Below are 17,734 nucleotides of genomic sequence, written 5' to 3'. Positions count from 1 at the left end.
TCAGTGGTGGTGGTCGAGGAAGGCCTGCACCTGACCGCGCAGCCAGCGCGGATCATCCCACATCAGGAAGTGGAAACCCTGCGCGCTCATCGCGATCTGCACGCCCCGCAGTTTCGCGTACTGCGCCTGGAACACCGCGCGCGTGCTGTCCTCGGTGCCGCCCATCGGCTGGTAGCCGGCCCAGCTGCCCAGCACCAGCGTCGGTGCGGTGATCGAGGCGATGCTGTCACGCAGGTCGGTGGTCATTACCGCATGCATGGCATCAGCGGTGGTCTGGCGGTCGCTGGCTTCGCCCCAGCGCCCCAGCTCGGCCTGCCGCTGCGGATCGCGGGTCATGCCCGGCAGGCCGGCCTTCAGCTGCGCCTGCCACTGCGCGGCATCGGCGGCGAGCATGCCCTTGCGCAGCTGGTCAGCCATTGGCCGCACGCTGTCTGCGGTGGCGTTCGGGTCACGCGCCGCCGGCAGGAACGGCAATGCGTCGACCACCACCAGCGCACTGACTGCCTTCGGCTCGGCCTGCGCCATCTGCAGCCCCAGCAGGCCGCCAAGACTGTGGCCGATCACCACCACCGGGCCCAGCTGTTGGTCATGCAGGTAGGCCAGCAGCTGCCCGCGCATGGCCGGCAGGAATTCGGCCGGGCGCGGGTCGGCGGGCGCAGCGCCGGCAAAGCCCGGCAGCTGCACCAGATGGCACTGCACGTCCTTCAGCTCCAGGCAGGTCTCGCGCCAGACCTCGGCGCTGCTGTTAAGACCGGGGATCATCAGCAGTGGACGGCCCTTGCCGACCACCTCGACCTGCACCTTGCCGGTGCCGGTGGCGGCCGCCGCATGCGCCGAGCCGGAACCGAGCACGGCCATCGCCATGCCGATCATCGCCAGCCGGGCCAGGGCCTTCATTGCGTACCAGAGTGCCAGGAAGATCTCCATCGTCTGCTCCTTCATTGGGTGGGTGGTGCCGGGATGGGAGCAGCGTGGGCCTGGCGGAGGCACCCCGGTTGCGATTTCGGAGCAGCGGCCGCACGGCGGGGCGAACGGTCGCGGGCCGGGGACGGCGGGCTCTCACGCAATCTTCAAGCATCCATCTTGATGAAGAGATATACTGCTTCGCACCGAACGCCGCCATCCGCGCCATGACCGCCATCAGCTTCGAGTTCTATCCGCCCAAGACCGACGAACAGCGCAGCCAGCTGGACCGTGCCGCGGCCAAGCTGAAGGACTACGCCCCCGAATACGTGTCGTGTACCTTCGGCGCCGGTGGCTCGACCCTGAGCTACACCTCCGAGACCGTGCGCCACCTCAACCAGCACCATGGCTTCGATGCCGCGCCGCACCTGTCGTGCGTGGGCGGCACCCGCCAGGAGATCCGCGAGCTGCTCAAGCTGTACCGCGCCATCGGCTGCCGTCGCCTGGTCGCGCTGCGCGGTGACCTTCCCTCGGGCATGGGCTTCCCCGGCGACATGCGCTACGCCGCCGAGCTGATCGACTTCATCCGCACCGAGCATGGCGATGCGTTCCACATCGAAGTGGGCGCGTATCCGGAAACGCATCCGCAGGCGACCGATGCGCTGGCTGACCTGAAGCACTTCAAGGCCAAGATCGATGCTGGTGCCGATGCGGCGATCACCCAGTACTTCTTCAACCCGGATGCCTACTTCCACTTCGTCGATGAAGTGCGCCGGCTCGGCGTGCAGGTGCCGATCACGCCCGGCATCATGCCGATCGCCAACTTCAGCCAGCTGCGCCGCTTCTCCGAGCAGTGTGGTGCGGAGATTCCGCGCTGGATCGGCCGCAAGATGCAGGCCTACGGCGATGACGCCGAGTCGGTACGTGCATTCGGCACGGAAGTGGTGGCCCGGCTGTGCCAGCGCCTGATCGAAGGCGGCGCGCCCGGCCTGCACTTCTACACCTTGAACCTGGCCAAGCCGACCACTTCAGTGCTGAAACTGCTGCGGGGCTGAAAGCACGCCATGCGGACCGGATCGGCGCTACCCTGCGAGGATGATCCGGCTTTCCTTCCTGCTGTTGCTGCTGCCGCTATGCGTGCTGTCGAGCGTCGCCCACGCACAGTCCACGCGCCTGAACCGCTGCACCGATGCGCAGGGCCAGAGCGTGTATACCGACCGGCCCTGCGACAGCGTGGGTGCACGGTCACGGCTGCCGCCGCCCTCCCCGACCGGCAATACCGCAGCGCGCGACACGCTGGGTGCACGCTGCCCGCGCCGGCTGAGCGAGCTCGTGGACGCATTGCGCAACGGCATCCTCAGCAACGACGTCAATCGGCTGTCCTCGCTGTACCTGTGGGGCTCGGTGTCCGACGCGGGCGCGCAGCGCATTCTCGGCCAACTGGAATCGTTGGCGCGGCGGCCATTGGTGGACGTGGTGCCGGTGTATCCCTCGCAGGCGCTGCCGCTATCGCAGGATGAAGGTCAGAGCCCTGCTGCGCAGGGGTCCGACCCTGAGCCGCCGGCCGTGCGCCATCCGGTCGGCCTGCGCCTGGAGCAGACGTTGCCGGGCAGCGTGGCGCGCGCCTCGACGGTGCTGGGATTGCGGCGGCAGTACGGGTGTTTCTGGATCACGTTGTGATCGGGCGGGGTCAGAGCCCTGCTGCGCAGGGATCTGACCCCGCATGCCGGCTCACTCCGGCCACAGCCCGCGAATGGCGGCGATGCCCTGCCCGCCATGGCGACGCGCTTCGGCGACGTGACCGCGGCCCATGCCGCCCAGCGCATAGATCGGCAGTGACACCTGCGCGCGCAGCTCGGCGAACGCGTCCCAGCCCAGCGGCACCGCGTCCGGATGGCTGGCCGTGGCCTGCACCGGGCCCAGCACGGCGAAGTCGCAGCCCAGCTGCTGTGCGGCCTGCAGCTGCTGCAGGTCGTGGCAGGATGCGGCCACCAGCTGGCCTTCGGGAAGTGGACGCTGCGACAGTTCCTGCAACTGCTCGCTGCCCAGGTGTACGCCCACGCCCAACGCACGCGCCAGTTCGATATCGCGATTGAGCAGCCACTGCACCCCGCTGCGACGATGCGCGCGCACGGCCTGTTCGACCATCGCCTGCCGCTGCGGATGCGCCGTCGGCAACCGCAGCTGGATGCGCTGCTGGCCCGCGGCCACCACGCGCTGCAGCTGTTCATGCCAATGCTGCACGCCGCCCTCATCATCGGCCGGCGCCGGGGTGATCAGGTAGCTGTCGGGCTGGCGCAGCGCGGCCACCACCGGCAGATCGGCCGGTGGCATCGAATAGCGGCCCAGCTTGTCCGGCGCCACCCAGGTGATTGCCTGGCCCTCCCGCCCACGCGGTGTCCCCTTCCAGCTGCGCACGTGGCGCACCTCCAGGGTCAGGTGCTTGTCCGGATAGCGCTGCGGCACATCCATCAGCCACTCGCCGACATCGGCCTCGATGCCCAGTTCCTCGCGCAGCTCGCGCACCAGCGCCTGTTCGGAGGTCTCGCCGGATTCGCGTTTGCCGCCGGGAAACTCCCACAGGCCGGCCATGTCGCGGTTCTCGGTACGGCGGTTGAGCAGCACGCGGCCACGGGCGTCGGTGATGACGGCGGCCACGACATGGATCGATCGGGTGGGGGAAGGCATGGGGGGAAGCATGCCCAGAACAGGGCGGCCGGCGCAATCACGGATCCGCTGCGACTCCCCTGCCACAAACGAAAAGCCCCGCTTTCGCGGGGCTCTTCGGCATCAGCTCAGCTGGCCGTGGCAGTGCTTGTACTTCTTGCCACTGCCGCACGGGCACGGATCGTTGCGGCCGATCTTCGGCTCGTCGCGCTGCGTCTGCGCCACGCCCTGCTGGGCAGCCTGCACCTGCGCGGCTTCCTCGTCGGCGCTGTAGCCGCCCACGTCCTGGTGCTGGAACTGCGACTGGCTCAGGCGGGCTTCGGCCTGCTGGCGTTCGGCCGCTTCCAGCGCCTGCACTTCCTCGTCGCTGCGGATACGCACGCGCGACAGCAGGGTCACCACTTCGCGCTTGACGTTCTCCAGCATGTCCGAGAACAGCTCGAAGGCTTCCTTCTTGTATTCCTGCTTGGGCTGCTTCTGCGCGTAACCACGCAGGTAGATGCCCTGGCGCAGGTAATCCATGCGCGCCAGGTGCTCCTTCCAGCTCTGGTCCAGCACGGTCAGCATCACGTGCTTCTCCAGTGCGCGCATGGTCTCTTCGCCCACGCCGGCTTCCTTCTCGGCGAAGTGCTGGTTGACGCGTTCCTGCACCTTGGCGGCAATCGCCTCGGCATCCAGCTCCTCGTGCTCCTTGACCAGGTCAGTCAGCGACATCTGCAGGCCGAAGTCCGACTCCAGGGTCGCTTCCAGGCCACGCAGGTCCCACTGCTCGTCGATCGAGTTCGGCGGCACGAAGCGGGCCACCACGTCGAAGATCACATCGTCGCGGATGCCGTCGACGTTATCCTTCACCGACTCGGCGTCCAGCAGTTCGTCGCGCTGGGCGTAGATCACCTTGCGCTGGTCGTTGTTGACGTCGTCGAAGTCCAGCAGGTTCTTGCGGATGTCGAAGTTGTGGGCCTCGACCTTGCGCTGCGCCTTCTCGATCTGGCGGCTGACCAGGCGGTCTTCGATGACGTCGTCTTCCTTCATGCCCATCATGCGCATGGCCTTCTGCACCCAGTCGGAGGCGAAGATGCGCATCAGGTTGTCTTCCAGCGACAGGTAGAAGCGGGACGAACCCGGGTCACCCTGGCGGCCCGAACGGCCACGCAACTGGTTGTCGATACGGCGCGACTCATGGCGCTCGGTGCCGACGATGTGCAGGCCGCCCGCCGCCTTCACTGCCTCGTGGCGCTTCTGCCAGTCGGCCTTGACCGCGGCCTTCTGCTCGTCGGTCGCGTCCTCGCCCAGCGCGTGGAGCTCTGCTTCCAACGAACCGCCCAGCACGATGTCGGTACCACGGCCGGCCATGTTGGTGGCGATGGTCACCGCGCCCGGACGGCCGGCGTTGGCGACGATGGTCGCTTCGCGGTCGTGCTGCTTGGCATTGAGCACTTCGTGCTTCACACCGGCCTTGCTCAGGTGCTCGGACAGCATTTCCGAAGTTTCAATCGAGGTGGTACCGACCAGCACCGGCTGGCCGCGCTTGGCGCACTCTTCGATGTCGGCCAGCACCGCATTGAACTTGCCCTTGCGGTTGAGGAACACCTGGTCCGGGCTGTCCTTGCGGATGGTCGGGCGGTTGGTCGGGATCACCACCACTTCCAGGCCGTAGATGCTCTGGAACTCGAAGGCTTCGGTATCGGCCGTGCCGGTCATGCCGGACAGCTTCTTGTACATGCGGAACAGGTTCTGGAAGGTGATGCTCGCCAGCGTCTGGTTCTCGCGCTGTACCGGCACGCCTTCCTTCGCTTCCACCGCCTGGTGCAGGCCATCGGACCAGCGGCGGCCGGCCAGGGTACGGCCGGTGAACTCGTCGACGATGACCACTTCGCCGTCGCGCACGATGTAGTCAACGTCACGCTGGTAGATCGCGTGCGCGCGCAGGGCGGCGTTGAGATGGTGGACCACGGTCAGGTTCTGCGCCGCGTACAGGCCTTCGGTTTCGCCGTTGAGGATGCCGGCTTCAACCAGCAGCTGCTCGGCGTGCTCCATGCCCGCTTCGGACAGGTGCACCTGCTTGCCCTTCTCGTCGACCCAGAAGTCGCCCTCGCCGTCTTCCGCTTCCTGCTTGATCAGGTGCGGCACGACGCGGTTGACACGGATGTACAGCTCCGGGGAATCGTCGGCCGGGCCGGAGATGATCAGCGGGGTACGCGCCTCGTCGATCAGGATGGAGTCGACTTCGTCGACGATGGCGTAGTGCAGGCCGCGCTGGTAGCGGTCGGCCTTGGACAGCGCCATGTTGTCGCGCAGGTAGTCGAAGCCGAATTCGTTGTTGGTGCCGTAGGTGATGTCCGCAGCATAGGCTTCGCGCTTGTCGCTGTGCGGCATGCCCGGGTAGACCACGCCCACGCTCAGGCCCAGCCAGTTGTACAGCTTGCCCATCTGCGCGGCGTCGCGGCGGGCCAGGTAGTCGTTCACGGTGACCACGTGCACGCCCTTGCCTTCCAGCGCGTTGAGATACACCGGCAGGGTCGCCACCAGGGTCTTGCCTTCACCGGTGCGCATTTCTGCGATCTTGCCCAGGTGAAGCACCATGCCGCCGATCAGCTGCACGTCGTAGTGGCGCATGCCCAGCACGCGGCGGCCGGCTTCGCGGCAGACCGCGAAGGCTTCCGGCAGCACCTTGTCCAGGGCTTCACCGTCAGCGATGCGCTGCTTGAACTCCGGCGTCTTGGCCTGAAGCTGCTCGTCGGAAAGCTTCTCGATCTCCGGCTCCAGCGCATTGATCTTGGCGACGATGCGGTTGAGCTGGCGCAGCTGTCGTTCGTTACGACTGCCAAATACGCGGGTAAGCAGGCTGTTGATCATTGAAGGAACCGGGTTGGATGGACACGACGCCCGGCCTCCCCCTTGGGATCCGTCCGCCGCAAACGAAACAGGGCGCCTGGCGCCCTGTCGATGGCAACACTCATTGTAGCTTGGGACGGGCGGCTGAGGTTTCAACCCCGAGGGGTAGTGCCGGCCGCTGCCCGGTGATCCGCGATGCTGCCGAAGATCATGAGGTTGCCGGCCAGCGGCCGGCACTACCAGATCAACCGCATCGGGTCAGAGCCCTCCCGCGGCGCGGAAGGGATCCGCCCCGGGCATCAGCCGCGGCTGACGCGGCCGACCGGCGTGTTGCCGCCGTCGCCGAGGAACTTGCGCGGGTTGACCACGTTGCCGTTCTCCCACACCTCGAAGTGCACGTGGGCGCCGGTCGAACGACCGGTGGAACCGGCCTTGGCCACTTCCTGCCCGGCACGGACCAGGTCACCGGCCTTCACCACCAGGCGCGAATTGTGCGCGTAGCGGGTGACGTAGCCATTACCGTGGTCGACGTCGACCACGTTGCCGTAACCGCCCTTCACGCCGGCGAAGCTGACCACGCCTTCGGCCACGGCCATCACCGGGTCGCCGACCTTGGCGTGGAAGTCCATGCCCTTGTGGGTCGCGGCACCGCGGCCGAACGGGTCGGCACGGGTGCCGAAGCCGGAGGTCACGTAGCTGTTGCGGATCGGCATGCGCGACGGCACGGCGTTCTGCTGCAGCTGGTGGTCGAACATCAGCGATTCCATCACCGACAACTGGCGGCCTGAAGCAGCGAAACGCTGCTCCAGCACCTGTAAGTCGGCGTTGACGTCCTTGACCGGGATGTCGCTGGTCGGGCCGCCGGCATCGCCATCACCGAGGCCAGGGGTCTCGTTGAAGTCGAATTCGCCATCTTCCAGCTTGCCCATCTGGGTCAGCCGTTCGCCAAGGGCGTTCAGGCGGGTAGCCTGCGCCTGCAGCTCGCCGAGGCGTGCCGCCAGCGCGTTGACCTGGGTCTGCGCATCGCGCTTGACCTTGGCCAGTTCCGCATCCTGGCGCTCGACCTTGGCCTGCAGCCGGGAATCATTCAGCGCGCTGGCGCCAATGCCGCCAGCAAGGCCGATAATGCAGCCTACCCCGAGCACGCTGCCCAGCAGGGCGCGGGGGCGGTCCTCGAAATAGAACCGCAAACGCGCGATCGGCGACGACTTGGCCTGTCCTTCACGCGTTTTGATTACGATCTTTTTGAATGCCATCAGTGAGTTTTCATGTCTGAGCCGAAATCCAGCGTTCGCCCCGCGTCAGTGCCGAAGCCGGCGCTGGATGCGGTGATGGCGGACAAAAGCGGGAACCCGCTGCGGCGTGCCTTGTGGCTCGACGCGCTGGACCGTCAGTTGCGCCCCCAGTTGCCGCCACCTCTGCGCAGCCGTTGCCGGCTGGCCAATGTGGACGGGGAACACCTCGTTTTTCTCGTCGAGTCCCCGGTCTGGCATGCCAAGTTGCGGCTTGCCGAAGCCCAGTTGCTCGACGCGGCCCGTTCCATCGGGCTGAAGGCCACCAGGGTGACCATCAAGACTGCGTCTCCCACTCCCACGCGCTCCCCAGCGCTCGACAACCGGAATGGACCCCACGCAGTTTCAGCCGCCACGCACAAAGGGCTACGCGACGCCTTGGCTTGCCTGCAGGACGTTCCTTCGAAGCCGAAGAAGCGGTCCTGACGACAACGGAGCATCCGGCTCCGCTCCCCGTCGCGCGTGTCACCACGGCGTGAAACATTTCGGGGGCCGGATCGCATCCTAGCTGCCATCCGGGGGCCTGTCGTTAGATTGTTGTTAAAACTGCGTTAAATTCAGGCTTCCGATCCAACAGGTTCACAAAACCGTGACCTCGAACCAGCCTTGACGCGTGTCAAGCATGCTGAATGCGCCGACCACGCCTGAAACGACAACGCCGCCCTGAAAGGCGGCGTTTTTGCCTTTTAATTCAACAACCTACATAAATCAGGCGTAGGCCGGAGTGGCATATTCGACCGGATCCGGCGTCGCCGGCGAGTCGAAACTGACCCATTCCCAGGCAGTGGCGTCGGCCATCAGCGCCCGCACCAGCTTGTTGTTGAGGGCGTGACCGGACTTGAAGCCTTCGTAGGCACCCAGCACCTGGCCACCGGCCAGGTAGAGGTCGCCGATCGCATCGAGGATCTTGTGGCGCACGAATTCGTCGGCGTAGCGCAGGCCGTCTTCGTTGAGCACGCGGAACTCGTCCAGCACGATGGCGTTGTCCATCGAACCGCCAAGGCCCAGATTGCGCTCGCGCATGTATTCCAGGTCGCGCATGAAGCCGAAGGTGCGCGCGCGGGAGATTTCCTTGGTGTAGGCCAGCGTCGAGAACTCGATTTCCTGGCGCGACTGCTTGGCCGGAATCATCGGGTGGTCGAACTGGATGGTGAAGCCCAGCTTGTAGCCCTCGTACGGGCTGAAGCGGGCCACCTTGTCGCCTTCGGTCACTTCCACGGTCTTCAGCACGCGGATGAAGCGCTTGGGCGCATCCTGTTCCACGATGCCCGCCGACTGCAGCAGGAACACGAACGGGCCGGCCGAACCGTCCATGATCGGCAGCTCGGCCGAGGACAGTTCGACAATGATGTTGTCCACGCCCAGGCCGGCCAGCGCCGACATCAGGTGTTCGACGGTCTGGATCTTGGCGTCGTTGCAGGTCAGGCCGGTGCACAGCGTCACTTCGGTGACCAGCTCGGCCTTGGCCGGCACTTCCACCACCGGGTCCAGGTCCACGCGGCGGAACACGATGCCATGGTTGACCGGTGCCGGGCGCAGGGTCATGTAGACCTTGTCGCCGCTGTGCAGGCCAACGCCGGTGGCGCGGATCGTGTTCTTGAGGGTGCGTTGCTGGATCATGGGGGATGGACCGGAAGTGACACATTAGATTAACACGCACGGTCCCCTACCCCGGCTGAAAGGCAAGCAGGACACACCGGCGCGCCAATGGGACGCACATGAAGCAGGGCGGCCGGGCCCATCCTGGCCCGGCGCCCGCGTTTTCAGGACATGGTGGCGCAACCCGGGGAGGACAACCCCGGGCCGGCCCGCTCAGTCCGCCTGGCGGCGCAGGAACGCCGGGATGTCCAGGTAGTCGTTCGGCAGTTCTGCCGCGGCCGGGGCCGAAGAGGAGGGCGCCGACGGGGCCGAAGCCGCCGCGGTATCGCTGCTGGCGCGACGCAGGCCCAGGCCCATGCCGCCGACGGCCTTGGACACGGCGTCGCCGCCGTTGTCGAAGTCGCCGAACTCCGGCTGGCCGGTGGTGGCGTTGCGGACCAGCTTGATCGGCGCGCGCTCGCCCGGACGCTGGGCCTTGCTGGCCGACACGCGGTTCAGGCCGGTGGCAACCACGGTCACGCGCACTTCGTCCTGCATGTCCGGGTCGAGCACGGTGCCGACCACCACGGTGGCGTCTTCCGAAGCGAAGCCGTCGATGGTGCGGCCGATCTCGTCGAACTCGGCCATGGTGAAGTCCGCACCGGCGGTGATGTTGACCAGGATGCCGTTGGCACCGGCCAGGTTCACGTCGTCCAGCAGCGGGTTCTGGATGGCCGATTCGGCAGCGGCCTGGGCGCGGTCATCGCCACGGGCGGTGCCGGTACCCATCATCGCCAGGCCCATTTCGGACATGACGGTGCGCACGTCGGCGAAGTCGACGTTGATCAGGCCCGGACGCACGATCAGGTCGGCGATGCCCTGCACGGCGCCCTGCAGCACGTCGTTGGCGGCGCGGAATGCCTGGATCATGGTCGCGTTGCGGCCCAGCACGGTGATCAGCTTCTCGTTCGGGATGGTGATCAGCGAGTCGCAGTGCTGGCTCAGTTCCTCGATGCCCTTCAGCGCCACCTGCATGCGGCGACGGCCTTCGAACGGGAACGGCTTGGTGACCACGGCCACGGTCAGGATGCCCATCTCCTTGGCCAGCTGCGCCACCACCGGTGCAGCGCCGGTGCCGGTGCCGCCGCCCATGCCGGCGGTGATGAACACCATGTCCGCGCCCTGCAGGGCGTCCATGATGCGCTCACGGTCTTCCAGCGCGGCCTGGCGGCCGACTTCCGGGTTCGCGCCTGCGCCCAGGCCCTTGGTCACGTTGGTACCCAGCTGCAGCTGCAGCTTGGCACCGCAATTCTTGATGGCCTGGGAGTCGGTGTTGGCAGTGATGAATTCCACGCCGTCCACCGCCGAGTTGACCATGTGCGCCACGGCATTGCCGCCGCCGCCGCCCACGCCAACCACCTTGATCACCGCATTGGGTGCCATCTTTTCGATCAGTTCAAAATGCGCCATGTCCGTGTCCTCGTTGTATCCGCTTGTCGGTGGCATGGACGGTCGGGCCTCCTGCCTTCGCGTGTCATGTTGCCGTTGCGGCTGTGTGGGTTGTGTATTGCGTTGCTGCGTTGTGATGCGGGTACTGCAGGTGCTGCGCCGGGGTGACCCCGGTGTTACGGGTTCCGCGTCAGAACTCGCCGCGGAACCAGGTCTTGAGTTTCTTGAACATGCTTCCGGCACGCCCGGTCGGCAGCGACGGCCGCCGCGGGTGCTCGATCTGGCTGCCCATCAGCAACAGGCCCACGCCGGTGGCATGCACCGGGTTGCCCACCACTTCGCCCAGGCCGGTGACGTGCTGCGGGATGCCCACGCGCACCGGCATCTGCAGCATTTCCTCGGCCAGCTCGACCACGCCTTCCATCTTCGAGGCACCACCGGTCAGCACCATGCCGGCGCGCACCAGTTCCTCGAAGCCGGAGCGGCGCAGTTCGGCCTGCACCATCTCGAAGATTTCCTCGTAACGGCCCTGCACCGCCTGCGCCAGCGAATGGCGCGGCATGCGGCGCGGCGGACGGTCGCCCACCGACGGCACCTGGATGCTTTCCTCGGCGGTGGCCAGCTGGGCCAGGGCGCAGGCGTAGCGCACCTTGATCTGCTCGGCTTCCGGGGTGGGCGTGCGCAGCATGTGCGCGATGTCATTGGTGACGTGGTCGCCGGCGATCGGCAGCGAAGCTGTGTGGCAGATCGCGCCCTGCACGAACACCGCGATGTCGGTGGTGCCGGCGCCCATGTCGACCAGCACCACGCCCAGCTCGCGTTCGTCGGCGGTCAGCACCGCAACGCTGGAGGCCAGCGAGGACAGCACCAGGTCATCCACCTGAAGGCCGCAGCGCTGCACGCACTTGCTGATGTTGGCCGCGGCCGACTGCGCGCACACCACCAGGTGCGCATGCACCTCCAGGCGCACGCCGGTCATGCCGACCGGGTTGCGGATGCCTTCCTGCGAATCGTCCAGCACGTACTCGCGCGGGATCGCGTGCAGGATCTTCTGGTCGGCCGGAATGGCCACCGCCTTGGCCGCATCGAGCACGCGATCCAGGTCGCCCCAGGTCACTTCCCCGTCGCGGATCGGCACGATGCCCGGCGAGTTCTTGCACTGCACGTGGTTGCCGGAGATCGAGGCGTACACCGAGCGGATCTCGCAGCCGGCCATCAGCTCGGCTTCTTCCACCGCGCGCTGGATCGACTGCACGGTCGATTCGATGTCCACCACCACGCCGCGCTTCAAACCGCGCGACTCGTGCGAGCCGATGCCGATCACTTCGATCGGGTTGCCCGGCGAATACTCGCCCACCAGCGCCACCACCTTGGAGGTGCCGATGTCCAGGCCAACGATCAGCGATTTGTCACCCTTGCGATTCATGTCCTTTCCTGCGTGCTTCTGGCCGGGGTCGCCGGCGTTTTCGCCGGCGTGGCCGGGGTACCCCAGCTCAGCGTGAAACCATTGGTGTAACGGAGGTCGGCGCGCTCGATCGGCGCGTCCTGACGGTTCAGCTGCGGCAGCACCTTGACGAAGCGCTGCATGCGCGAGCGCGCGTCGTCACGGCCCACCACCACTTCGGTGCCGTTGCTCAGCACCAGCGACCAGCTGCCGCGTGCATCCATCGTCACCCGGCGCACGTCGACGCCGGCCGGTGCGAACAATGCACGCGAGTCGCTGTACAGCTTCATCACTTCCGCTGTCTGGCTGTCCGGGCCATCCAGTTCGGGCAGCGCCAGGTCGGCCAGCTTCTTCGGCGTGGGGAACAACTTGCCCTGCTCGGAAACCAGGCGGTCACTGCCCCAGCGCGCGAACGGCTTGTGCTCGACCAGAGTCACCTCCAGCACGTCCGGCCACTGCTTGCGCACCTGCGCGCTTTCCACCCACGGCAGCTGTTCCAGCGCGTCCTGCGCGTCCTGCAGCTTGACCGCAAAGAAGCCGGCGCGCGCATACGGCAACAGCACCTGCTGCAGCTGTTCGGCCGGCACCCGCTTGAACTCACCATGCACGCGCAGCTTCGCCAGCGGCCAGCGCTCGGCGCCGACCCAGCCATTGACCACGGCCACCACCGGCAGTGCAACCACCGACAGCGCCAACAGCCAGACGAAGATGCGCAGCACCGCGTTCATGCGTGCGAGGCCTCCAGGGTCTGTTCCAGCACGCGCCACACCAGCTCTTCGAAGCTGATGCCGGCCTGGCCTGCGGCCTTGGGCACCAGCGAATGGCTGGTCATGCCCGGCGCGGTGTTCACTTCCAGCAGGAAGAAGCGGCCGCTGCTGCGGTCGCGCATCACGTCCACGCGGCCCCAACCACGGCAACCGGCGGCGCGGAACGCGGCCAGCGCGATGCGGCGGATTTCCTCTTCGTCGCCACCGTCCAGGCCCGGGCACAGGTACTGGGTGTCCTCGGCGATGTACTTGGCGTTGTAGTCGTACCACTGGCCCTTGGGCACGATGCGGATCGACGGCAGCGCGACGTCGCCGAGAATGGCCACGGTCAGTTCGTCGCCGACCACCATCTGCTCCATCAGCAGCTGGCCGTCGTAGCGCGCAGCCAGGGCCACGGCCTCATCCAGGCCGGCGTCGTCGGTGACCCGGCTGATGCCCACGCTGGAGCCTTCGTTGGCCGGCTTCACCACCACCGGCAGGCCCAGCTCGGCCGCCAGTGCATGCACGTTCGATGCGTCGACCTTGCGGTATTGCGGGGTCGGCAGGCCCAGCGACAACCACACCTGCTTGGTACGGATCTTGTCCATGCTCAGCGCAGAGCCCAGCACGTCCGAGCCGGTGTACGGCACGCCGAAAGCGTCCATCAGGCCCTGCACGATGCCATCCTCACCACCACCGTTGTGGCCGTGCAGGATGTTGAACACACGGTCGATGCCGCCGGCAGCCAGCGCCTTGGCCAGCGCCGGAATGCCATCCACCGCGAACGCATCGACACCGCGCGACTGCAGTGCTTCCAGTACGTTGCGGCCGGAATCCAGCGACACCTCGCGTTCGCTGGAAGTGCCACCGATCAGCACGGCGACGCGACCGAATACAGCCGGGTCGGTCACGCGCAGCGGCGGGAAGGTCAGCGCGCTCACGCCTCGCCCTCCCCCTTGAAGCCTTCCACCGCGATGTGGGTAGCCACGGCGCCGATGTCGCCCGCCCCCATCATCAGCAGCAAGTCACCGTCCTGCAGCACGTCCGGCAGCACGCTGGCCAGCTCGGCGGCCTTGCCAACCACCACCGGTTCGCTGCGGCCGCGCGCGCGGATGGCGCGGGCCAGCGCATGCGAGTCGGCACCGGCAATCGGTTCCTCGCCAGCCGGGTAGACCTCGCTCAGCACCAGCGCATCGACGCTTGACAGCACCGCGGCGAACTTGTCGAACTGGTCGCGGGTTCGGCTGTAGCGGTGCGGCTGGAAGGCCACCACCAGGCGCTTGTCGGCCCAGCCACCACGGGCGGCGGCGAACACGGCTTCCAGCTCGCTCGGGTGATGACCGTAGTCATCGATGATGCGAACCTTGGCACCACTGGCGGTGGTCACTTCGCCCAGATCGTTGAAGCGACGGCCGACACCGGCGAAGCCTTCCAGCGCACGCGCGATGGCGTCCGGGGCCACGCCCAGCTGCCAGCCCACTGCGGCGGCGGCCAGCGCGTTGAGCACGTTGTGCCTGCCTGGCAGTGCCAGTACCACTTCCTGGCTGGTGCCCTGCGGCAGGCGCAGGGTGAAGCGCATGCGCGACCCATCCTGCACCACGTTCTCGGCGCGCACGTCGGCCTGCGGGCTCATGCCGTAGCTCATCACGTGGCGCGGGGTCCTGGCGGCCAGCGCAGCCACCTCCGGGTCGTCGATGCACAGCACCGCCAGGCCATAGAACGGCAGGCGCTGCAGGAACTCGGCAAACGCCGCCTGCACGCGGGCAAAGTCGTTGCCGTAGTTCTCCAGATGATCGGCATCGATGTTGGTGATGATCGACATCAACGGATTCAGGCGCAGGAAGCTGCCATCGCTTTCGTCGGCCTCGGCCACCAGCCACTGGCCACCACCCAGCTTGGCGTTGGCGCCGGCGGCCAGCAGCTGGCCACCAATCACGAACGTCGGGTCCAGGCCACCTTCGCTCAGCACCGCAGCGGTGAGGCTGGTGGTGGTGGTCTTGCCATGGGTGCCGGCCACGGCGATGCCACGGCGGAAACGCATCAGTTCGGCCAGCATCGCTGCGCGCGGCATGATCGGAATGCGCTGGCTGCGCGCTTCCATCAGTTCCGGGTTGTCTTCGCGGATGGCGCTGGAGACCACCACGCAGTCGGTGCCCAGCACGTTGGCCGCCGAGTGGCCACGCATGATGCGCGCACCCAGGCTGGCCAGGCGGCGGGTCGCCACGTTGTCGGCGTTGTCCGAACCTGACACTTCATAGCCCAGCGTCAGCATCACTTCGGCGATACCGCTCATGCCGGTGCCGCCGATGCCGACGAAATGCACGCGCGGGAATGCGCGCACCAGGTCGTTGGTGTCGTGCAGGCGGCGGATCATGCGCGGCCTCGCGCAGGGCAGGCGCGCTGGCATGCCTTCTTCATACAGCTTCCTCAAGAATGATATCGGCGATGCGCTCGGCGGCATCGACCTTGGCCAAGGCACGCGCGGCTTGCGCCATCTGCATGCGGCGGGCGGGATTTTCGGACAGATCGCGCAGCAGTGAGGCAATGCCTTCGGCCAGCGTTCCGTCCTGCTTCAGCAAAACCGCCGCGCCGCGCTCGACCAGGTACTCCGCATTGCGGGTCTGGTGATCGTCGACGGCAGCGGGGAATGGCACCAGCACACTGCCGACACCGACCGCGCACAGCTCGGCCAGCGTGGACGCGCCGGAGCGGCATACGACCAGATCGGCCCAGGCAAATGCCTCGGCCATGTCGGCGATGAACGGGGTGATCTCCGCCTGCACACCAGCCTTGGCATACGCCTCGACCGCTTCGGCATGCATCTTCTCGCCGCTCTGGTGACGCACCTGCACCGGCACTGTGGCGCCCAGCGCAGCGATGGCCTGCGGCACGCCGGTATTGAGCGCGCGTGCACCCTGGCTGCCGCCCACCACCAGCACGCGCAGCGGACCCTGGCGGTCGGCGAAGCGCTGTTCCGGCGGTGCGATGGCGGCGATCTCCGCACGCACCGGGTTGCCGACAAACTCCTCGCCCTTGGCGAAGGTGCCCGGGAAGCCGGTCAGCAGACGGCGTGCATAGCGCGACAGGATGCGATTGGTCAGGCCCGGTGCGCGGTTCTGCTCATGCACGATCAGCGGCAGGCCATGCAGGCGCGTGGCCATGCCGCCGGGACCGGAGGCGAATCCACCGAAGGCCACCACCGCACGCGGCTGGCGCTTGCGGATGATCATGCCGGCCGCGCGCAGCGCGCGCATCAGCCGCCACGGCGCGCCCAGCAGGGCCAGCTTGCCCTTGCCGCGCAGGCCGGTGATGGCCAGCGTGTCGATCGGAATGTCGTGCTGCGGCACCAGACGGGTTTCCATCGCACCGTCGGCGCCCATCCAGGTGACCGGCACGCCGCGCGCGCGCAGCACGCGGGCCACGGCCAGGCCGGGGAAGATGTGACCGCCGGTACCACCGGCCAGGATCATCACCGGGCGCACGTTGTCGGTGGCTGTGCTCATGACAGCCTCCCGAAGGTCGGTTCGATGCGCGACTGCAGGCGGCTGGTGCCACGCGCAGCGTTCGCTGCAGCGGCAGCCACCGGCTCGGAGCTCATCGGTACGCTGGCGGCCACCGGCGCGGCCGGCTCGTCGCTCGGCTCGGCAGCGGCGTCTTCGCTGCCGCCGATGCGCACGGCCTGGCGGCGCTCGGCGCGCTTGAGTTCATAGGACACGCGCAGCAGCAGGCCCATCGCCACGCAGGTCATCAGCACCGACGAGCCGCCGGAAGAGATCAGCGGCAGGGTCAGGCCCTTGGTCGGCAGGATGCCCAGGTTCACGCCGATCGAAACGAAGGTCTGCATGCTGATCCACAGGCCGATGCCGAAGGCGATGTAGCCGGAGAAGTGCCGCTTCATCTCCACGCAGCGCATGCCCAGCCAGAAGGTCCGGCCGACCAGCAGCGCGTACAGGGCCACGATCACGCAGGTGCCCAGGAAGCCGAATTCCTCGGCAGTGACCGAGAAAATGAAGTCGGTATGCGCTTCGGGCAGGTAGTACAGCTTCTGCACCGAGTTGCCCAGGCCGACGCCGGTCCACTCGCCACGGCCCACCGCCATCAGCGCGTTGGACAGCTGGTAGCCGTCGCCCTGCTGGTCGGCCCATGGGTCCAGGAAGGACGTGATGCGGCGCATGCGGTACGGCTCGATGATCGCCAGTGCGCTCATGCCGACCAGGCCGATGATCACCGGCATCGACATGCGCGGCATGTTCACCCCGCCCAGCACCAGCATGCCGGCGGTGATCGCCAGCAGCAGGGTGGACGAGCCGAAGTCCGGCTGCAGCAGCAGCAGCACCACCAGCGTCCCGGCCACGCCCAGCGGCTTGAGCATCGCCGGCCAGGTCGCGTTGACCTCGTCGCGGAAACGCACCAGGTAGCTGGACAGCCAGACGATGTAGAGCACTTTCACTGCTTCGACCGTCTGGAACTTGGAGATGCCCAGGTTGATCCAGCGGCGCGCACCGTTGACGGTGCTGCCCAGGCCCGGTGCGAACACCGCCAGCAGCAGCACGAAGCAGCCCAGCAGCAGCATCTGGTTGTACTGCTCGATGGACTTCAGTTCAGTGCGGGCGGCGATGACCGCCAGCACGATACCCACCGCCAGGAAGATCAGGTGGCGGTTGAGGTAGTAGAACGGACTGCTCATCAAGGCGATCGAGCTGGACGCCACCATCACCACGCCCACGCCGGTGAGCGCGATGATCGCGCCCAGCAGCCACTTGTCGTAGCTGCCTTCGATGGCTTCAAGGCGTGTTGCCTGGCGGGACAGGTCGTTCATC

14 protein-coding genes and 1 pseudogene are annotated in these 17,734 nt (G+C 67.1%); 3 read left to right on the top strand and 12 right to left on the bottom strand.

The genetic code is table 11. The features are described 5' to 3' along the window. Nucleotides 1–927 carry an alpha/beta fold hydrolase gene (locus AC5P60_RS15765; RefSeq protein WP_483693492.1) on the bottom strand — a complete coding sequence of 309 codons (927 nt, stop codon included), beginning with the start codon at nt 925–927 and terminating at the stop codon, nt 1–3. Nucleotides 928–1,130: 203 nt separating this feature from the next. Here AC5P60_RS15765 and metF point away from each other — a divergent pair, with 203 nt between their 5' ends. Beyond that, the gene (gene metF, locus AC5P60_RS15760) at nt 1,131–1,958 is read left to right on the top strand and encodes a methylenetetrahydrofolate reductase [NAD(P)H] (RefSeq protein ID WP_012479162.1); all 828 of its coding nucleotides are present in this window, start codon (nt 1,131–1,133) and stop codon (nt 1,956–1,958) included. A gap of 40 nt (nt 1,959–1,998) precedes the next feature. Then, a complete protein-coding gene (locus AC5P60_RS15755; RefSeq protein ID WP_049397434.1) occupies nt 1,999–2,583 on the top strand; it encodes a DUF4124 domain-containing protein in 585 nt (194 codons plus the stop codon). 51 nt (nt 2,584–2,634) lie between these two features. Here the strand turns inward: AC5P60_RS15755 and AC5P60_RS15750 are convergent, their stop codons facing one another. The 3 genes from AC5P60_RS15750 to AC5P60_RS15740 all read right to left on the bottom strand — a co-directional run bounded on the left by AC5P60_RS15750 (nt 2,635) and on the right by AC5P60_RS15740 (nt 7,661). Beyond that, nucleotides 2,635–3,591, bottom strand: coding sequence for a Nudix family hydrolase (locus AC5P60_RS15750; RefSeq protein WP_059036320.1), 957 nt, complete (start codon nt 3,589–3,591; stop codon nt 2,635–2,637). A 102-nt stretch (nt 3,592–3,693) separates the two neighbouring features. Next, nucleotides 3,694–6,426: a preprotein translocase subunit SecA gene (gene secA / locus AC5P60_RS15745; RefSeq protein WP_033834439.1), complete on the bottom strand. Its 2,733-nt coding sequence runs from the start codon at nt 6,424–6,426 to the stop codon at nt 3,694–3,696. A 278-nt stretch (nt 6,427–6,704) separates the two neighbouring features. Next, nucleotides 6,705–7,661 carry a M23 family metallopeptidase gene (locus tag AC5P60_RS15740; RefSeq protein ID WP_033834438.1) on the bottom strand — a complete coding sequence of 319 codons (957 nt, stop codon included), beginning with the start codon at nt 7,659–7,661 and terminating at the stop codon, nt 6,705–6,707. A gap of 12 nt (nt 7,662–7,673) precedes the next feature. Here AC5P60_RS15740 and AC5P60_RS15735 point away from each other — a divergent pair, with 12 nt between their 5' ends. Beyond that, the gene (locus AC5P60_RS15735; RefSeq protein ID WP_005408086.1) at nt 7,674–8,123 is read left to right on the top strand and encodes a DciA family protein; all 450 of its coding nucleotides are present in this window, start codon (nt 7,674–7,676) and stop codon (nt 8,121–8,123) included. A gap of 282 nt (nt 8,124–8,405) precedes the next feature. Here the strand turns inward: AC5P60_RS15735 and lpxC are convergent, their stop codons facing one another. The 8 genes and pseudogenes from lpxC to ftsW all read right to left on the bottom strand — a co-directional run bounded on the left by lpxC (nt 8,406) and on the right by ftsW (nt 17,733). Then, entirely contained in the window at nt 8,406–9,317 is a 912-nt protein-coding gene (gene lpxC / locus AC5P60_RS15730; RefSeq protein ID WP_005408085.1) for a UDP-3-O-acyl-N-acetylglucosamine deacetylase, read from the bottom strand. Nucleotides 9,318–9,509: 192 nt separating this feature from the next. Then, nucleotides 9,510–10,745, bottom strand: coding sequence for a cell division protein FtsZ (gene ftsZ / locus AC5P60_RS15725; protein ID WP_005408084.1), 1,236 nt, complete (start codon nt 10,743–10,745; stop codon nt 9,510–9,512). Between the two features lie 169 nt (nt 10,746–10,914). Continuing rightward, nucleotides 10,915–12,150 carry a cell division protein FtsA gene (ftsA, locus tag AC5P60_RS15720; protein ID WP_005408083.1) on the bottom strand — a complete coding sequence of 412 codons (1,236 nt, stop codon included), beginning with the start codon at nt 12,148–12,150 and terminating at the stop codon, nt 10,915–10,917. 68 nt (nt 12,151–12,218) lie between these two features. Beyond that, a pseudogene (locus AC5P60_RS15715) lies at nt 12,219–12,896 on the bottom strand (cell division protein FtsQ/DivIB); the annotation flags it as partial. Next, the gene (locus AC5P60_RS15710) at nt 12,893–13,855 is read right to left on the bottom strand and encodes a D-alanine--D-alanine ligase (RefSeq protein ID WP_164208139.1); all 963 of its coding nucleotides are present in this window, start codon (nt 13,853–13,855) and stop codon (nt 12,893–12,895) included. The gene AC5P60_RS15710 and the pseudogene AC5P60_RS15715, both read right to left, overlap by 4 nt. Beyond that, complete coding sequence (gene murC / locus AC5P60_RS15705; protein WP_049402366.1) at nt 13,852–15,288, bottom strand: UDP-N-acetylmuramate--L-alanine ligase; 1,437 nt, start codon at nt 15,286–15,288, stop codon at nt 13,852–13,854. The genes AC5P60_RS15710 and murC overlap by 4 nt, the downstream gene beginning before the upstream one ends. A gap of 40 nt (nt 15,289–15,328) precedes the next feature. After that, nucleotides 15,329–16,417 carry an undecaprenyldiphospho-muramoylpentapeptide beta-N-acetylglucosaminyltransferase gene (gene murG, locus AC5P60_RS15700; RefSeq protein ID WP_033834435.1) on the bottom strand — a complete coding sequence of 363 codons (1,089 nt, stop codon included), beginning with the start codon at nt 16,415–16,417 and terminating at the stop codon, nt 15,329–15,331. After that, nucleotides 16,414–17,733, bottom strand: coding sequence for a putative lipid II flippase FtsW (ftsW, locus tag AC5P60_RS15695; protein WP_495201771.1), 1,320 nt, complete (start codon nt 17,731–17,733; stop codon nt 16,414–16,416). The genes murG and ftsW overlap by 4 nt, the downstream gene beginning before the upstream one ends. Nucleotide 17,734 lies beyond the last annotated feature (1 nt).

This window comes from Stenotrophomonas sp. YJH_SMC_120 (assembly GCF_059368675.1).
The sequence above is the reverse complement of the archived record's forward strand: the minus strand, read 5'-3'. Positions and strand labels throughout refer to the sequence as shown.